Genomic DNA, 17,894 nt, shown 5'->3' with positions numbered 1-17,894 from the left:
CTTCCCAAGCTCATCCCTCCAGCAGGAGACGTACATTGCATACAGTCCGCCTGACTTCGATGGGGATTAAGAATCGGATTTCAGACGTTCAACCAGCGCTTCGTATTCAGGACTCTTCAGAAAATTGTCAATGGAAATGTGCTCAGCTTTAGGAGCCACTGTTTTAGCCCGGTCTGTCAACGTTTTTTGCGTAATGACAATATCCGCATCCTGTGGAATTTCACTGATTGCCGTATTCGTAACTGTTACGCCCACACCCGCCTGCTTCATTTTTTTGCGTAAAATCGAGGCACCCATAGCGCTTGAACCCATACCTGCATCACAGGAAAAGACGATTTTGTTCACTTCGGATTTATCCTTGAGCGTTCGATCTGCAGCAATTTCTGCAGCACGATCAGATTCGTGGTTATCTTCCATTACAGTGGCGTTAGCACTTGCACTCTTGCTTTGATTTTTCATATCTTTCAGGCGGGATGCAGCTTCTTCCAGCCCCTCTTCTTGTTGCTTACCAGTCTTGAGTAACACTGCGGCAACAGCAAAAGATACGACCGCAGCAGCGATCACCCCGCTTAGCATTGGCAAATATCCGCCTTTTGGCGTCATTAGAAAATAGGCGATGATGCTGCCCGGCGAAGGAGCAGCAACCAGTCCGGCACCTGTCAACATGAAACAGAAGGTTCCCACAACGCCCCCAGCTATAGCAGCAAGAATCAAAATCGGCTTCATCAAAATATAAGGGAAATAAATTTCATGAATCCCGCCGAAAAAATGAATGATGACTGCGCCAGGAGCCGACGACTTCGCAGAGCCTTTACCGAACAGGCAGTAGGCCAGCAAAATACCGAGCCCCGGCCCAGGATTGGATTCCAGCATGAACAGTACGGATTTCCCTGTTCTTGCAGCTTCCTCCAACGCAATCGGACTTAATACTCCGTGATTCAGCGCGTTGTTTAAAAATAGTACTTTTCCGGGCTCAATAATGAGGTTGACAAGCGGCAGTAGCCCTGCGTTCACGAGGAACTGTACCCCTGCCGACAATACTTGACTGATCATTTGTACAACCGGGCCGATCGCCACATGGGCAAGCAGTGCTAGAATGGCACCGATAATCCCGGCCGAAAAATTATTGACCAGCATTTCAAAGCCTGATCTGACTTTGCCTTCAATGGCCTTGTCGAACTTCTTCAATATCCACGCAGCCAGCGGACCAGCGACCATCGCGCCCAGGAACATCGGGATATCGGCTCCCACTATGACACCCATCGTCATAATGGCACCAATCACTCCTCCACGTTGTCCGTGAATCATCGTGCCTCCCGTGTAACCAATCAGCAGCGGCAGCAAATAATTTTTCATCGGATCAACCAGTTGTGCAAAACCTTCGTTCGGGAACCACCCGGTCGGAATAAAGAGTGCCGTAATCAATCCCCACGCGATAAAGGCTCCCATATTGGGCATAACCATACCGCTGAGAAAACGGCCAAAACGCTGTACGGCGACACGAGTGCCTCCTTTTGAACTTGGCTTTGCGTCCAATGTACTCATATTCAAATCCTCCTTGTAGGTAAGCATCACTACCTTTTCTTAAAATTCATACTAAATGACAGCGCTATCTTCATCAACGAAATGAAAACGTACTTTCGTCATGAACGTTGATGACAACATTTAAATTTAAATTATCCGAGAAGGTATTATACCTGCATAATTCTTCTTAATATGACCTGTAGCTATAGAAATTAGTCGAAAAACCGTACTGGATTATGTATGATTCTTACTATAGGGACAACCCTCTACATCAGAATAAAACACGTAATTGCGTCTGCAATAAGACAAAAAAATAGCCGCTATGTCAAATCATAGCGACTGTTGTATACAAAAATCGAGCAGACAAATAACACTCTTATTCCATACTACATTGCTCCATTACTGCTCATCGGAAATCAACTGCTCGTATTGATCCGCAGGCAGTAGCTTGCCCAATGCTTCCTCCACATCTTTACCCATCTCTACTTCGATCATCCAACCTTTTTCATAGGGAGATTCATTTACTAGCTCAGGCGTACTTTCCAGCGCTTCATTCACTTTTAATACGGTTCCCGTCACCGGAGCAAAAAGGTCGGATACCGTCTTTACCGATTCAATCGTACCGATCTCCGCTCCCTGCTCAATCGTTACTCCCGCCTCAGGTAATTCTACAAAAACAATATCACCCAGTTGATGCTGTGCAAAGTCTGTGATACCAATCCGCAACGTCCCATCCGCTGTGCGCTGAACCCACTCATGTTCGTCTGTATACCAAAGTTGCTGCTTTACTTCACTCATCCTGTTCCCCTCACTTCCATATGAATAAAATCGCTTTTGCTCACCTGTATTAGACAGGTTAAGATTATGACAACAAGAACACTCATGTCAATAATACTAACAAAAATACTTCATATCACCTCATATGGCGTACTATATAAAAATATGATAGCTTATAACAAACGCTTACATATCCTTATTTATATATTAAATGTTTTTTCTATTGTTTTTGATGACATTTTTATTGACATTTTGAATGAATTTGCGTATTAATGGGTTATAGCAAATGCTTTGGGAAACACCCCGACAACTGCAAACGCGGATGAACGCGGAGGGAGAGACTGCCAAAAAGATTCGCATAGCTGTTGCCGCTTATGAAACATAAGTGCACGCGAATCGGATCAAGTTGTTATCTGCAAAGCCAGGTAATATACTGTTGATCCCGAAGGTAGCGCCGAAGGAGTAAGCCTGCATTGCAGGTGAATCTCTCAGGCAAAAGGACCTCTGCCGGACGCATCTCTGGAGAGCATTCGCTATTGGAGCGGATCACCCAAGGGGAAACCCGGTACATACCGGGGTAACTTTCTGGTATCAAGGACAGAGCTGAAAAAAGAGTGTAGACTGCCGTCTATACGTTTTTTTCGGCCTGTCTTTTTTGTTTAGCCGATCACACCGGATAGGAGTGGAAAAATGACTAATTTGCGAAAAACACCGCTATATTCGTCCTACGGGACGCAGTCTGGGGTTCGTTGTATTGACTTTGGCGGCTGGGAGCTCCCCGTTCAGTTTAGCAGCATTCAAAAGGAGCATGAGGCCGTCCGGCAACGTGCCGGTTTATTCGATGTATCGCATATGGGCGAATTTTTGGTTGAAGGCAAAGAGGCCGAAGCTTTTCTGCAAAGGGTGACCACGAATGATGTCAGCCAGTTGGAACCAGGTCAGGCACAATATTCACTCCTGTGTTACCCCGATGGAGGGGTAGTAGACGACCTGCTTGTTTACTGCAAAGGACCGGAGCGCTACATGCTCGTTGTGAACGCCTCTAACATCGATAAGGATTGGGATTGGCTAATTCGCCATATGCCTGCATCCGTTCACATGGAGAATGTGTCTGATGCGATAGCATTGCTGGCGTTGCAAGGACCGGAAGCAGCACGTATTGCCGCAGCCGTGGCAGATACGGACATTACGAATCTGGCATCTTTTCGCTTCCATGAGAATGTGCCATTGTTCGGAGCAAAAGCACTCGTCTCACGAACCGGATATACGGGCGAAGACGGTTTTGAATTTTATGTACCTGCTGCGGAAGCACCAGCTGTATGGGAGGGTTTGCTTCGTTCCGGTGAGTCGTATGGGCTGATTCCCGCTGGACTTGGTGCTCGGGATACATTACGCTTTGAGGCACGGTTGCCGCTGTACGGACAGGAGTTATCTGCCACGATTTCACCGCTCGAAGCCGGTCTAGGGTTCTTCGTCAAGCTGAATAAAGGAGATTTTATCGGTAGAGAAGCACTGCAACGTCAGAAAGAACAAGGGATTCCTCGCAAATTGATCGGGCTGGAAATGATGGATCGCGGTATCCCTCGCGCCCATTACCCGGTATTCGCAGAAGGACAACGCATCGGTGAGGTCACAACGGGGACTCAGTCGCCCACCTTGAAGCGTAATCTGGGCCTCGCCTTGGTAGACAGTCGTTTTAGCGCCCTCTCCACACCGCTGGAGGTTGAGATTCGTGGCAAACGCCTGCGTGCCGAGGTGGTGGCAGCACCCTTTTATAAACGCCCGCGCTGATCTTAAACTCTCTTCATTTCAATAAAGCAAACATGTCAGATATGAACTTCTGGGTTTTCATCTCACACTTTTTTATTAGCTAATTTACGATTTAAATTTTGCTTTTCGAAAGGAGCCAGAACCTATGAAGCAGCATCGCTATCTCCCTATGACTGAACAGGATCAAATCGAAATGCTGCGTGTGGTCGGCGTTTCATCCATTGATGATTTATTCAGTGACATTCCTGAGGCCATTCGATATCAAGGGGAACTCCCTCTTTCTTCTCGGCTCGACGAGAGAGCCTTGACCCGACATTTGGCCGAGCTGGCCGGACACAACGCCAATACAGACACACATGCCAGCTTTCTTGGCGCAGGAATCTATGATCATCATATTCCGTCCGTCATCCAGCACATCACTTCACGCTCGGAATTCTACACAGCCTACACCCCCTATCAGCCGGAAGTAAGCCAAGGCGAGCTACAAGCCATTTTCGAATTTCAGTCGTATATTTGCGAATTGACGGGCATGGCTGTAGCTAATGCCAGCATGTACGACGGAGCGACTGCACTGGCGGAAGCGGGCTCACTGTCCGCCGCAGCTACCCGCCGTAAACAGCTTATCGTATCAAGGTCCGTCCATCCGGAGGCACGTCAGGTATTGGCAGCCTATGCACGCGGATTGGATTTGGACATCGTGGAGATTGGCTATTCGGACGGGGTAACGGATGCTAATGCGTTAGCGGCGGCCGTATCAGAACAGACCGCGGCTGTTTTAGTCCAAAGCCCCAACTTTTTCGGAGCCGTGGAAAACCTGAAGCCGATGGCTGATCTCATCCATGCGCACAAAGGTCTTTTGGTCGTCAGCGCCAACCCACTGGCACTTGGCTTGCTGGAGACACCCGGCAAACAGGGCGCGGATATTGTGGTAGGAGATGCGCAGCCACTTGGCATCTCCTCTTCTCTCGGCGGTCCGACCTGTGGATACTTTGCCGTTTCTCAGGCACATATGCGCCGTATCCCCGGCCGTATTGTGGGTCAGACCACTGACCGTAACGGTAAACGCGGCTTCGTGCTGACCTTGCAAGCGCGGGAACAGCATATCCGCCGCGAAAAGGCCACGTCTAACATTTGCTCCAATCAAGCGTTGCTAGCTTTATCTGCATCTGTGTACTTGTCTGTCATGGGTAGACAGGGGATCAAGGAAGTAGCCGAGCTAAATTTGCATAAAAGCCGTTATGCTTTAGAGCAATTGCTGAGCTTGAAGGGCGTAACAGCCTCGTTTAACGCACCGACTTTTAACGAATTTGCCCTTAGACTGCCTGAGGGTACAGATATGAGCAAACTCCAGACTGAGTTGCTAGCTGCTGGATTTATCGCTGGCTACGATTTGGGCCGGGACTATGAGGAACTTGCTGGTCACATGTTGATTGCCGTGACGGAGCAAAGAACCAAAGAGGAGATTGACCAATTTGTACACACCTTGGGGGGATTGCTATGATACACACCGGACAGGATCAGAAACAAGGGCTGTTGAAGGAACACGATCAAGCGCTCATTTTTGAATTGAGCCGTCCGGGTCGCATCGCCTATTCTCTTCCCGAGTGCGACGTTCCCCGTCGCCCGGTGGCAGAGCTTTTGCCAGATTATGCGCTGCGCAGTGAACCTGCGGCATTACCCGAGGTATACGAAGTAGACGTTATTCGGCATTATACCGCCTTGTCCCGGCGCAATTTCGGCGTGGACAACGGATTTTATCCGCTCGGCTCCTGTACGATGAAATACAATCCGAAAGTGAATGAGGATGTCGCCCGATATACAGGCTTCGCCAAAATCCATCCATATCAGCCCGAGGAGAGCATCCAGGGTGCTATGGAGCTGCTGCATACGCTCCAAAATGATTTGGCTGCGTTAACTGGCATGGATGCCGTCACACTTCAGCCTGCCGCGGGCGCCCATGGCGAATGGACCGGGCTGATGATGATTCGCTCATACCACGAAGCACGTGGTGAGCGACGTACCAAGGTGCTCGTGCCGGATTCCTCGCACGGAACGAACCCCGCCAGCGCAACCGTCGCGGGCTTCGAAACAGTCACCCTTCCCTCCACCCCTGAGGGGCTGGTGGATCTGGATGCGCTACGTCAAGCCGTAGGCAACGACACCGCTGCGCTCATGCTGACCAACCCGAACACGCTTGGGCTGTTCGAGAAGCAAATCACTGACATTGCTGCCATCGTGCATGACGCGGGTGGTCTGCTCTACTATGACGGGGCGAACTCCAACGCCATCATGGGAATTACCCGCCCCGGGGATATGGGCTTCGATGTAGTGCATCTCAATTTACACAAAACGATGAGTACCCCGCACGGCGGCGGCGGCCCCGGCGCTGGGCCTGTCGGCGTAAAGCAACGGCTCATCCCTTATTTGCCCAAGCCGCTTGTCGTACGGGATCCGCAGGGGGTGTACCACTGGGACCGGGAACAGGGAGATTCTATTGGACGGGTTAAGGCCTTTTACGGCAACTTCGGTATTCTCGTTCGTGCCTACGCCTATATCCGTAGCTACGGTCCTGATGGCTTAAAGCGTGTATCGGAATGCGCTGTGCTCAATGCCAATTACATGATGCATCGGCTCGCTCCACATTTTGACCTGCCCTACCCTGGACATTGCAAACACGAATTCGTAATGTCGGGGCGAGGCTTGAAAAAATTTGGAGTGCGCACGCTTGATGTAGCCAAACGGCTGCTTGATTTCGGCTACCATCCGCCTACAATTTACTTCCCACTGAATGTAGAGGAGTGCATCATGATCGAGCCCACGGAGACGGAAAGTAAGGAAACACTTGATGCTTTTGTCGACACTATGATTCATATTGCGCGGGAAGCGGAAGAGAACCCTGAGCTGGTGCTCAATGCACCGTATACTACTCCAGTCACACGATTGGACGAAACTACCGCGGCCCGCAAACCTGTACTGAATTGCTCATGCAGTTAAAAACAAATTCTACTTAAAGGATGCAAAAAAGCCGGTATCTAAATAGATACCGGCTGCTGTATGTACACAGCAATTTTTTTGTTGGAAAAAGATATAACCTTTGAAATGTAATACCCTTCCTTAGCCTTCGATGCTTTGAACCAATTCAACAACCTGTTCTGCTGTTTGCATGTCCAGAGCTTTTGTAGCCAGTTTTTCCATGTCCGCACGGGACAACTTGGAGATTTGGCTACGTGCTGGCAGAATGGAAGTTGCGCTCATACTGAACTCATCAAGTCCAAGACCCAACAGCAACGGAATTGCTGTTGTATCTCCTGCCATTTCACCACACATACCAACCCAACGTCCTTCACGGTGAGCGGCATCAATAACCATTTTCACCAGACGCAGAATGGATGGATTGTATGGTTGATACAGGTAAGAAACCCGCTCGTTCATGCGATCCGCTGCCATTGTGTATTGAATGAGATCGTTTGTACCGATACTGAAGAAATCCACTTCTTTTGCGAATTGGTCAGCCAATACCGCTGTTGAAGGAATTTCTACCATGATGCCCAACTGAATTTCTTCAGATACGGATACACCCTCGGCTACCAACTTTTCCTTTTCTTCCAACAAAACAGCTTTAGCTTCACGGAATTCGTTCAGCGTAGCAATCATCGGGAACATGATGCGCAGGTTACCATGCACACTCGCACGCAACAAAGCACGCAATTGAGTGCGGAAAATATCCTGGCGATCCAGACACAGACGAATAGCACGGAATCCGAGGAACGGGTTCATTTCTTTCGGCAAGTCCAGATAAGGAAGTTCTTTGTCGCCACCGATATCCAAAGTACGGACTACAACCGGCTTACCTTCCATTCTATCCAGAACGGTTTTGTACGCCGTATACTGTACTTCTTCGGATGGAAGCTTATCGCGTCCCATGTACAAGAACTCCGTACGGTACAAGCCAACGCCTTCACCACCGTTGTCCAGAACACCAGCTACATCATTAGGCGTACCAATATTGGCTGCCAGTTCGACATGGACACCATCGACAGAAACTGTAGCTTCGCCGCGCAGCTTGCGCCACTCTTCGCGTTGCTTGTCGTATGCCACCTGTTTAGCACGGTATTCCGCAACAATCTCTTCGGTAGGGTTCACGAATACGTGACCATCCAAACCATCAACGATAATCAAATCGCCGCTTTTAGCTTGAGACAATATATTTTTCGTTCCCACAACTGCAGGAATTTCAAGTGAGCGAGCCATAATAGCCGAATGCGAAGTACGTCCGCCGATGTTCGTTGCAAAACCTTTAACAAATTCACGGTTCAGCTGAGCTGTGTCGGAAGGTGTCAAATCTTCTGCAAGCACAATCGTTTCTTCGGCAATTTCTGCAGGACTAACAAAATGAACACCAAGCAGGTGATTCAGGATCCGCTTGGTTACATCACGCATGTCCGATGCGCGTTCTTGCAAATAGGCACTTTTCATGTTTTCAAACATGGAAATGAACTGTGTAGCTACTTCATTCAAAGCATAGTCAGCATTAAGCTGCTCGTCTCTGATTTTAGCTTTAACCGGATCGATCAATTCAGGATCATTCAGGATGAGCAGGTGAGATGCAAAAATTTCTGCTTTTTTCTCTCCCAGCTCCTGAAGCGTTTTCTCCTTAATCGATTCCAATTCGGTTTGAGATTGTACCAAAGCCGCATCCAATCTCGCGATTTCAGCCTCAACATCACCAACCGCGCGTCTCTCTACAGCGTAATTCGGATGCTCCAAGATAAACGCCCGGGCAATGGCTATGCCTGCCGAAGCGGCAATCCCGGAAATTTTAAGCATGAACTTCGCCCAGCCCTTCGTTAACGATTACATTTTCAAGAGCTTTCAGTGCTTCGGCAGCTTCAGCGCCTTCGCAGATAATGTTAATAGTATCACCTTGTTCCAGACCCAGAGACAATACACCCAGAATGGATTTCAAAGTTACTTTTTTACCGTTAGCTTCGGCAAAAGATTCAGCACCGCTGAATTTGTTAGCTGTATTTACCAGTGCAGTTGCAGGACGTGCATGGATACCGTCTTCATCCGTAATTCTAAAAGTTGTTTGCATAATTTGTTCCTCCCACTTTCCTAAAGATAATATTTGTTTACACGCAGTATACCAGATCATTGATCAGACGGCCTAAGCCGCCTAATCAACTAATCCGAAACACATAGAGTTTATTTTATCGTAATTATACCATCTTCGCCAGCCTTCAATACTCCAGTTTTGTTTAAAGTTACCGAAGAACCTTCTGGAAGGTTGGTAAAAATGACAGGTGAAATGATGGATTTAGCGTTTGCCTTCACGTATTCCAGGTCTACTTTCATAATAGGCTGGCCAGCTGACACAAGATCGCCTTCGTTCACCAAAACGTCAAATCCTTGGCCTTTAAGCTTCACTGTATTCACCCCGATATGAACAAGCACTTCTTTACCACCATCGGATTGAATACCAATCGCATGCTTGCTCGGGAATACATTGAATACTTTACCATAAACAGGGGACACAATCGTTCCATCATTTGGCACGACCGCAAAGCCGTCACCTGTCATACGTTCTGCAAATACCGGATCGGGAACCGTCGAGATATCAACCAATTCGCCGTTAACAGGCATTACAATATCTTCTACAATAATGGTTTGTTGTTCTTCCCCAGCTTCCTTCTCCTCTTGTGGAGCAGGTTGCGCCGGAGCTGGTGCAGGTGTACGTCCAGCCATGATATCAGCCATTTGAGTTTTAATGGTGTCGGAACGTGTACCGAAAATTGCCTGTACGTTGTTGCCGACTTCAAGGACACCCGATGCGCCAAGTTGTTTCAGACGAGCTTTGTCAACGTTCGATTTCTCATTAACCTCGATCCGAAGACGTGTGATACAAGCATCCAGGTGCTTGATATTTGATGAACCACCGAAAGCTGCCAAAATGTTGTGCGGGAGCTCATCACTACTACCGGCTGCTGCACCATCCACATTTTCTGTAGCTTCTTCACGTCCTGGTGTTTTCAAGTTGAACTTCCGTATGATGAACCGGAATCCGAAGTAGTAAATCACTGCCAAAATCAGACCGACGATGATTACATACCACCAAGGCGTACGGGTTGGAATAATCCCGAAAATCAGGAAGTCAATGAATCCGCCTGAGAAGGTCATACCGATTTTGACATGTAAAATTTGCATGGTCATAAATGACAGACCTGCGAATATACAGTGTACTGCAAACAGCAGTGGAGCTACGAACAGGAAGGAAAATTCCAGTGGCTCCGTAATACCTGTCAAGAACGAAGTCAATGCTGCTGAACCCATGATACCTGCTACATATTTTTTGTGTTCTGGTCTTGCTTCATGGTACATTGCAAGCGCTGCTGCTGGCAAACCGAACATCATGAATGGGAATTTACCCACTTGGAACGTACTTGCTGTCAACGCCACTCCATCACGAAGCTGGCTGAAGAAGATCTGCTGGTCACCGTGAACGGTTTGACCTGCCTTGTTAACATATTCACCAAATTCAAACCAGAACGGTGAATACCAGATGTGATGCAAACCAAATGGAATAAGCGCGCGTTCGATAACCCCAAACAGGAACGCCGACAAAGTCGGGTTGGAATACACCATAAAGTGAGATACTGCGTTAAGTCCTTGTTGAACTGGAGGCCAGATCAGAACCAGCGCAAGTCCGACAATCAGTGAGGACACCGCCGTTGCAATTGGAACGAAACGCTTACCCGCGAAAAAGCCCAGATACGAAGGAAGCTCAATTTTGAAAAAGCGGTTGTACATGGCCGCGGCCAGTATACCGATGATTATCCCGCCGAACACCCCGGTTTGAAGCGTTGGAATACCCAACACGTTCGCATAACCCGGTATTTTTTGAGCAATCAGACCAGGTGTGACACCCACGGCTGTACCCAAAGTAATGTTCATAACGAGGTAACCGATGATGGCAGCCAAACCTGCTACACCTTCACCGCCCGCCAGACCGACGGCTACGCCGACTGCGAACAACAGGGCCAGATTATCAAAAACGATTTGTCCGGCATTCATCATGATCGTCGCTACCGATTGAACCCAGCCCGCATTTAATGCCGGAATGTACTGGAGAAAATCAGGATTGACCAGCATGTTACCGATACCCAATAAAAGCCCCGCAGCTGGCAAAATCGCTACAGGAAGCATTAATGCTTTACCGACACGCTGTAAAACGCCGAAAAGCTTTTTAAACATACCTTCCACATCCTTCTCTGAAATTTAGAACAGAGGCAAAACAACAAAAAAGGCATGAGCCGATTTAAGTATGTTTGAAAACAACCTTGGGATATAGCTTGCCCCAGTAGGCTGTAAACAATCATAACTTAAAACAACTCATGCCTGATCGAATCAGTAACACGTTAAATGTTCAGTTGTTGTCTTCCTCATTGCAGAATTGATTATAGCACCCCACTAAATGCGAGGCAATACTTTTTTATTCCTGTTTTATCACTTTTGTTGCTCCCCCTGCTCTTTGCGTTGGGACAACCGTTGCAGATGCATTGTCAAATAACTAACCTCAGCCGGGTACACAGATTTACGGAGTCTTTTCTCCATAATTTTCGTGAGCTTCCAGGCCAGCATATACATTTCCGGATACTCCTCATTCAAAAGCTTGTCCAATCGATAAATCTCCTGCACAATTTCTCCCCGGCGCACACGTTCAATCGCAAACCTCAGATGAGTCAGCAGTCGAGAATAATCAAGAGATTGAAGAGGAATACGATAATCCAGTGTCGTCTCGACAACCTGAACCATATCAGCAATCAGACGAGAATCCTTCCTAACCTCGGAGATATGCTGGTTTGTCATGGCGCTATAAATATGCAGGGCCACGAATCCGATTTCATCTTCTCCCAGATCTACATCCATCTTATCCCTGATTAAAGCAACAGCCTGCTCAGCCATCTTGTATTCCTGAGGATATATTTCCCTAGTCTCATACAAAAACGGATTATGAATCGTAATTCCCTGTTTATGACGGTTGATGGAAAAAGCGATATGGTCAGTTAAAGCAATCAGTATGTGCTCATTTAGAGGCTTCTTAGCTTGAAGCTGAACAAGATGAAGCACCTCACCGATGACCTCAATGAGCTTTTCATCCAGCTCAGGAAGCAACCGTTTGTATTGCTCCTGTTCTTCATGGCTTTTTAATATAAATAATTTTTCAACTGAATCCAACGGCATAAGATCGCCGGGTCTGCGATTGAAACCGATTCCTTTTCCAATCACGACAACCTCATCATGCTCGGGATGCATCCCTATAATCACATTGTTATTCAGCGCTTTGGCCACTTTTAGGCTGCTCACATCCGCACCTCTTTTATCAGAACCTTGATCCTAAGAATTATAGCATGAAGCTCAGAGGAATCCACGTTAAAGTACCAAATATTCGGCTAAAGGTCAATAAAAAGAAAACGCTTTTCATCACATTGCCGAGAAATGCTGTGATGAAAAGCGGTCTTTTGGTTAGGGATAGATGCTCCCCAAAGACTTATCGTTATTCTTTATCTGTTAGCGCTACCTCCACCGAGGCTGGAAGAGGCTGCTTATTCGCTTCGCCGGAAGGCGGCACGGAATGAATGCCTTTTTTCCCCGTGGTCAACCCCTTGATTAACTGCTCCACATCAATACCGGATACACTCTTCAGCATCTCAGGTGCCGTAGCCATCAGTTCGGTGACATAATTGCTGACACGCGCTGCTCCTTCTCCTTTTCCCGTATCAACTACGGTGAGTTTATCAATGGACGCAATCGGTTCGGCAATACGTCCAGCCAGATCAGGCAGCATTTTCACGATAATATCGAGCACGGCGGCCTCTCCAAACTTCTGGAACGCCTCCGCCAGTTTTTCCTTGGCCTCCGCTTCTGCAAGTCCACGCAAACGGATGACATCTGCGTCTGCCGTACCTTTGGCGCGTTCTGCATCCGCTTCTGCTTGCCCGTTGAGACGTTTTTGTTCAGCTGACGCTTTAGCCTGTGTCTCAATCGAGTATTGCAGCGATTCAGCCTCACGCATTTTACGCGATTTATCTGCTTCCGCCGCTTGCTCGACCGCATACCGATCGGCTTCTGCCTTCTTTTTCACTTCCGCATCATATTGCTTTTCACGTACCTGTATTTCCTTGGATTGAAGATCAATTTCCCGTTCTTTGCGCACCAGCTCGACCTTCATCTGCTCCTCGACAGCAGTTTGCTTGGCACGGGCCTCCTGAATGTGATAAGCCTGATCGGCTTCTGCCTTCGCTGTATCCTGTTCTTTCTTAAACGATGCCACTTTCAGTTCCTTCTCCTTGGCGGCCTCGGCAATGTTGGTGTCTCGCAGCAGTTCGGCCTTCTGGCCTTCCTGTTCTGCACGCGCCTTCTGAATCCGGGCATCCCGCACAGCCTCGGCTTCTGCAATCTCAGCATCCCGTTTCACAGCGGCAATTCTCGGCTTACCAAGCGCATCCAGATATCCGTGCTTATCACGCACATCTTTGATGGTGAATGAAACGATTTGCAAGCCCATCTTTTTCAGATCACGAGCAGCCACGCCCTGTACTTCCTGCGCAAACCGATCCCGATTACGATAAACTTCTTCCACTGTCATCGAACCGAGGATTGCGCGTAAATGTCCCTCCAGCACTTCCTGAGCCTCTCCTCTAAGAGCCTCCAGTGGCTTCCCGATGAACTGCTCGGCTGCTGTAGCCACATCCTCAATAGAACTGCCGACCTTGATAATCGCCACACCATCCGCAATCACGGGAACTCCTTGCTCCGTATACACTTCCGGTGTGGTTACGTCCAGTTTATGGGACAACAGAGAGATGAATTCGGACTGCTGGAAAATTGGCCAAATGAAGGCCCCCCCGCCGCGTACAATTTTAATTTTGCGTCCAGAGTCATCCTCGGAAATATTTTTATTTCCCAGAAAAGAGCCCGTCACGATCATCCCTTCATCCGGTCCTACCGTTTTGTAACGGGCCCAAAAAGCGATCCCTAATATAACGATAACGATGACAACAATCCCAGGGACCAACACAATATCTTGCAAATTTGACACTCCCGATCACGCTCCCTTCAAGTTAAGCGAATGCGCCGTCTATGTGTCCAGGTACGCTACGCGGACGACGCCCTCTGCGACCTCAACCACGACGATACGGGTTCCCGCAGCAAGCGGTTTGTGATCGAAGCTCGATGCTGTATGTATGGTGTTGCCTGCACCCAAGCGGATCATAACCTCCCCGTAACCAACCTCAGGTACAGGAATGGTGACCTCACCGATCCGGCCAGTCAGCTCACGCATGGAGAAGCCGCTGGATACTTCCGAATTCGCCATGGGCTTGATAAACGCAAAGAACACGAGTATTCCGATGACAAACGCAATCCCTAAAGCAAGCACGACGACCCACCCCATGCTCAGCCCAGTATACTTTGTCAGCAGAACTCCAGCTCCGCCAAAAGCGGTCATGGCTCCAAGTAAAACGACAGGTCTGAACCAATCGAGGCTCGGTAGCTCCAATGCACCATCCAGCCAACCACCGAGTACATCTCCAATCAGCACACTGACTACGGTAAAGATAGCGCCCCCTGCCAATAACCACCAAAATATGGTTTCCATGCGACTCCTCCTTCCATGTACCTTTTCAGTCTGGTTTCCAGTCTATAACTATGTTTACGTATTCAACCTTAAAAAGTTTCAAAATTTTCCTCCAATATCCCAAATCAAACCCAAAAAAGCACGTTCGTACGTCTAATGACGCACAAACGTGCTTAAAATGATACAAGTATCGGTTTACAGAGATGCTTTGTAAATTTCGACTACATCTTCGCGATTGAGCTTATTAAAGCCACCAAAAGATCCGAATTTCACAGCTTTATCAGCCATAACATCGATCTGGGACGCATCAATATCGTAATCAGCCAGACGGCTTGGTGCACCAATCGAGTTCCAAAAATCACGCAACGCCTGAATACCTTCCAGCGCCACTTCTTCATCACTCTTGCCTTCTGGGTTTACTTGGAACACATTGACGGCCAGTTGTTTGAAGCGTTCAGGCTTCACATGCAGATTGTGTTTCATCCAGTTCGGGAACAGAATAGCCAATCCTCCACCATGTGGAATATCATAAACAGCAGACACCGCATGCTCGATATTGTGAGTAGCCCAGTCACCTGTCAGCCCCATGTTCAGGAAGCCGTTCAGCGCCATCGTACCACAATACATAATCGTTTCACGCAGCTCGTAGTTTTCCAGATCGTTGATCAGACCTGGAGCCGCATCCATGACCGTACGTAAAATCGTTTCGCACCAGCCAAGTTGGACCGGAGTATTGGATTCCAAATGGAAATAATGCTCCAGCGTATGTGACATCATATCTACGATTCCGTAAACGGTTTGATTTTGTGGCAGTGAGTATGTGTTTACAGGGTCAAGAATAGAAAACGCAGGGAACGCAAATACGCTACCCCATCCCAATTTTTCCTGTGTTTTTTCATTTGTAATAACAGAACCCGCATTCATTTCAGAACCGGTAGCTGCCATGGTCAAAACTGTACCTAATGGCAATGCTGCCTGTGGTGCCGCTTTACGCTCTGCAAAATCCCACATGTCGCCATCATATTTTGCACCAACAGCAATGGCTTTGGAACAATCCAGCACACTACCACCGCCTACAGCCAGGACGAGGTCGATTTGATGTGTTTTACACAATTCCACGCCTTTATGTACTGTAGATAAGCGAGGATTCGGTTCTACACCAGCCAGTTCCGTTACCTCTGCACCAATTTCACCAAGCAAACTTATTACATTATCGTACAAACCGCTGCGCTTAATGCTGCCGCCGCCATATACAAGCAGTACACGTTTACCATATTTAGGAACTTCACGCTTGAGAGCCTCCAATTGTCCTTTACCGAAGATCAATTGTGTAGGATTATAAAATTCGAATGCTTTCATCGCAAACGCTCGCCTCCAATAGTTCTAAAGTTTAATGTTAAGAAACTACTCTATTATAACCTTTTCGGTTACAGGAAACAAATATGCTTTATTTTCAGAAAAAAACCACACTCCTTGAGGAGTATGGTTCCATGTCATATCTTGGGAGGGTTCTCGTAGTGTATTATGTGCTGCACCAGCGATTTTATTCTCCCAAAGTATATCCCAATTGTTTCATAAAACGACCAAACGCCTGCTGCCCGGACTCATTCCGTTTATACACTCCTGCATGCTCTAAAATTTCACTGAATTTCAGTCCAACTTCATTTTGTACGGTACGAACAGCCGTTTCCTTGTCAGGCAAACGACCGAACCGAGTGTTTAACTGATAAATCCAGTCTGCATGCTTAAACAGTGCATGTCCTTCCTGCTGCATAGCCACAGCCAGTTTGTCATCCCCACACAAAATATCTGCAATCCCATCCAGTTCATCCTTGAGCCGCCCCGGTAATATGGCAAGTCCCATCACTTCGATCAGACCGATATTTTCCTTCTTGATGTGATGCATCTCGCGATGAGGATGGAAAATACCTTCCGGATACTCTTCACTCGTTCGGTTGTTACGCAGTACGAGATCCATCTGATACCTGCCTTCGGAATCTCGGCGCACAATCGGCGTCACAGTATTATGTGGAATCGTTTCCCCCTCCTGCTCTGTATGAGAGAGGACATCAGCTACAGGATCACTATAAACTTTCCAGGCTTCAAAAGCAGCATTTCCCGCCTCCAACAGCGCCTCGGCATCTGTTGACGTAAAACGGATGACCGACATCGGCCAGTTTACAATCCCTGCTGTAACCTGCGGGAACGCTTCATTATGGTATACACCGTCCACACCCGCTTTTTCAATTGGGAATGTATGACGACCACCCTGAAAATGATCATGGGTCAGAATCGATCCGCCGACAATCGGCAGATCCGCATTGGAGCCAATAAAATAATGCGGAAACGCTTTCGTAAAAGCCAGCAATCGCCGCAGTGTATCCTTCGTAAGCTTCATCGGTACATGATCATGATGGAACACGATGCAATGCTCGTTGTAATACACATAGGGTGAGTATTGAAAAAACCACGGCTCCCCATTCAATTCTACCGGAATGATACGCAGATTTTGACGGGACGGATGATTTACTCTTCCTGCATATCCGACGTTTTCACGGCATAATTGACACTTGGGATAAACAGGCGGCGGCAAAAGCTTCGCCATCGCAATTTCTTTAGGACTTTTTTCTGGCTTGGACAAATTAATCGTGATTTCCATATCTCCGTAAGATGTCGACTGATTCCAGTACACATTGCTGGAAACCCGATCCATTCGGATGTAGTTCGAATCGATGGATAATTGATAAAAAGCATCTGTCGCCGCCTCTATGCCGCGTTCAGTCTCCGTTTGATGAAAGTCACGGATGACTTCAGACGGTCTCGCCATCAGCAGTCCCATGATTTTGGAATCCAGCAAATCGCGATACGTATCTGTGTTTTCAGGGATAAGTCCTATGGCAAAACCATAATCTATCAATACATTAAGCACAGGCTGGAGAGCTTCGGGGGCCATAACGCCCCCTGCCTCCCCACCTGAATAAGGCTCCGAAAACCCAAACTGCTCCAACAGCAGATTACGGCTGTAATCTGTATCCTGCGGACCGATCAAGCCCTTGTTTTGTGCGAATGCAACCAGTTGCTCCACCGCATATAGAGCCGATTGCTGCACAGTTTCGTCGATGTCATGGGCCAGATGCCGGGAAAGTTCCCGGCCTTGGCCTTTATCTGCGGATTGGCGCTCGCTCAT

At 47.9% G+C, this 17,894-nt stretch carries 13 protein-coding genes and 1 riboswitch; of the genes, 3 read left to right on the top strand and 10 right to left on the bottom strand.

The features are described from left to right. Positions 1 to 66: 66 nt before the first annotated feature. The gene (locus ACUYLD_RS16020) at positions 67 to 1,545 is read right to left on the bottom strand and encodes a PTS mannitol transporter subunit IICB (RefSeq protein ID WP_069290173.1); all 1,479 of its coding nucleotides are present in this window, start codon (positions 1,543 to 1,545) and stop codon (positions 67 to 69) included. 378 nt (positions 1,546 to 1,923) lie between these two features. Next, positions 1,924 to 2,322, bottom strand: coding sequence for a glycine cleavage system protein GcvH (gene gcvH, locus ACUYLD_RS16015; RefSeq protein ID WP_446675482.1), 399 nt, complete (start codon positions 2,320 to 2,322; stop codon positions 1,924 to 1,926). A 394-nt stretch (positions 2,323 to 2,716) separates the two neighbouring features. Then, a riboswitch (glycine riboswitch) is annotated at positions 2,717 to 2,815 on the top strand. 176 nt (positions 2,816 to 2,991) lie between these two features. Between gcvH and gcvT the strand changes: the two genes are divergently transcribed. The 3 genes from gcvT (at position 2,992) to gcvPB (ending at position 7,065) form a co-directional block, all read left to right on the top strand. Next, positions 2,992 to 4,092: a glycine cleavage system aminomethyltransferase GcvT gene (gene gcvT / locus ACUYLD_RS16010; RefSeq protein ID WP_446675481.1), complete on the top strand. Its 1,101-nt coding sequence runs from the start codon at positions 2,992 to 2,994 to the stop codon at positions 4,090 to 4,092. Between the two features lie 124 nt (positions 4,093 to 4,216). Next, positions 4,217 to 5,572, top strand: coding sequence for an aminomethyl-transferring glycine dehydrogenase subunit GcvPA (gene gcvPA, locus ACUYLD_RS16005; RefSeq protein WP_446675480.1), 1,356 nt, complete (start codon positions 4,217 to 4,219; stop codon positions 5,570 to 5,572). Continuing rightward, positions 5,569 to 7,065, top strand: coding sequence for an aminomethyl-transferring glycine dehydrogenase subunit GcvPB (gcvPB, locus tag ACUYLD_RS16000; protein ID WP_302057415.1), 1,497 nt, complete (start codon positions 5,569 to 5,571; stop codon positions 7,063 to 7,065). Before gcvPA ends, gcvPB begins: the two co-directional genes overlap by 4 nt. 120 nt (positions 7,066 to 7,185) lie before the next feature. Here gcvPB and ptsP read toward each other — a convergent pair whose 3' ends face one another. The 8 genes from ptsP to ACUYLD_RS15960 form a co-directional block, all read right to left on the bottom strand. After that, positions 7,186 to 8,898, bottom strand: coding sequence for a phosphoenolpyruvate--protein phosphotransferase (ptsP, locus tag ACUYLD_RS15995; protein ID WP_446675479.1), 1,713 nt, complete (start codon positions 8,896 to 8,898; stop codon positions 7,186 to 7,188). Then, positions 8,891 to 9,166, bottom strand: coding sequence for an HPr family phosphocarrier protein (locus ACUYLD_RS15990; RefSeq protein ID WP_013372579.1), 276 nt, complete (start codon positions 9,164 to 9,166; stop codon positions 8,891 to 8,893). Before ACUYLD_RS15990 ends, ptsP begins: the two co-directional genes overlap by 8 nt. 110 nt (positions 9,167 to 9,276) lie before the next feature. Further along, complete coding sequence (gene ptsG / locus ACUYLD_RS15985) at positions 9,277 to 11,322, bottom strand: glucose-specific PTS transporter subunit IIBC (protein WP_061829260.1); 2,046 nt, start codon at positions 11,320 to 11,322, stop codon at positions 9,277 to 9,279. Between the two features lie 252 nt (positions 11,323 to 11,574). Next, positions 11,575 to 12,435: a glucose PTS transporter transcription antiterminator GlcT gene (gene glcT, locus ACUYLD_RS15980; RefSeq protein WP_023989882.1), complete on the bottom strand. Its 861-nt coding sequence runs from the start codon at positions 12,433 to 12,435 to the stop codon at positions 11,575 to 11,577. Positions 12,436 to 12,625: 190 nt separating this feature from the next. Next, entirely contained in the window at positions 12,626 to 14,161 is a 1,536-nt protein-coding gene (locus ACUYLD_RS15975) for a flotillin family protein (protein ID WP_254351109.1), read from the bottom strand. A gap of 48 nt (positions 14,162 to 14,209) precedes the next feature. Further along, positions 14,210 to 14,728: a protease gene (locus tag ACUYLD_RS15970; RefSeq protein WP_061829262.1), complete on the bottom strand. Its 519-nt coding sequence runs from the start codon at positions 14,726 to 14,728 to the stop codon at positions 14,210 to 14,212. Between the two features lie 174 nt (positions 14,729 to 14,902). After that, a complete protein-coding gene (locus ACUYLD_RS15965) occupies positions 14,903 to 16,066 on the bottom strand; it encodes an iron-containing alcohol dehydrogenase (RefSeq protein ID WP_446675478.1) in 1,164 nt (387 codons plus the stop codon). A gap of 184 nt (positions 16,067 to 16,250) precedes the next feature. Next, positions 16,251 to 17,894: a UDP-glucose--hexose-1-phosphate uridylyltransferase gene (locus tag ACUYLD_RS15960; protein ID WP_446675477.1), complete on the bottom strand. Its 1,644-nt coding sequence runs from the start codon at positions 17,892 to 17,894 to the stop codon at positions 16,251 to 16,253.

Source organism: Paenibacillus sp. SER-28, assembly GCF_052906305.1.
This window is presented reverse-complemented; position numbering and strand designations above follow the sequence as displayed.

Excerpts from the sequence above, each read along its gene's own strand:
- ACUYLD_RS16020 (WP_069290173.1), bottom strand. The coding sequence starts at position 1,545 with ATGAGTACATTGGACGCAAAGCCAAGTTCAAAAGGAGGCACTCGTGTC.
- gcvH (WP_446675482.1), bottom strand. The coding sequence starts at position 2,322 with ATGAGTGAAGTAAAGCAGCAACTTTGGTATACAGACGAACATGAGTGG.
- gcvT (WP_446675481.1), top strand. The coding sequence starts at position 2,992 with ATGACTAATTTGCGAAAAACACCGCTATATTCGTCCTACGGGACGCAG.
- gcvPA (WP_446675480.1), top strand. The coding sequence starts at position 4,217 with ATGAAGCAGCATCGCTATCTCCCTATGACTGAACAGGATCAAATCGAA.
- gcvPB (WP_302057415.1), top strand. The coding sequence starts at position 5,569 with ATGATACACACCGGACAGGATCAGAAACAAGGGCTGTTGAAGGAACAC.
- ptsP (WP_446675479.1), bottom strand. The coding sequence starts at position 8,898 with ATGCTTAAAATTTCCGGGATTGCCGCTTCGGCAGGCATAGCCATTGCC.
- ACUYLD_RS15990 (WP_013372579.1), bottom strand. The coding sequence starts at position 9,166 with ATGCAAACAACTTTTAGAATTACGGATGAAGACGGTATCCATGCACGT.
- ptsG (WP_061829260.1), bottom strand. The coding sequence starts at position 11,322 with ATGTTTAAAAAGCTTTTCGGCGTTTTACAGCGTGTCGGTAAAGCATTA.
- ACUYLD_RS15970 (WP_061829262.1), bottom strand. The coding sequence starts at position 14,728 with ATGGAAACCATATTTTGGTGGTTATTGGCAGGGGGCGCTATCTTTACC.
- ACUYLD_RS15965 (WP_446675478.1), bottom strand. The coding sequence starts at position 16,066 with ATGAAAGCATTCGAATTTTATAATCCTACACAATTGATCTTCGGTAAA.
- ACUYLD_RS15960 (WP_446675477.1), bottom strand. The coding sequence starts at position 17,894 with ATGAGCGAGCGCCAATCCGCAGATAAAGGCCAAGGCCGGGAACTTTCC.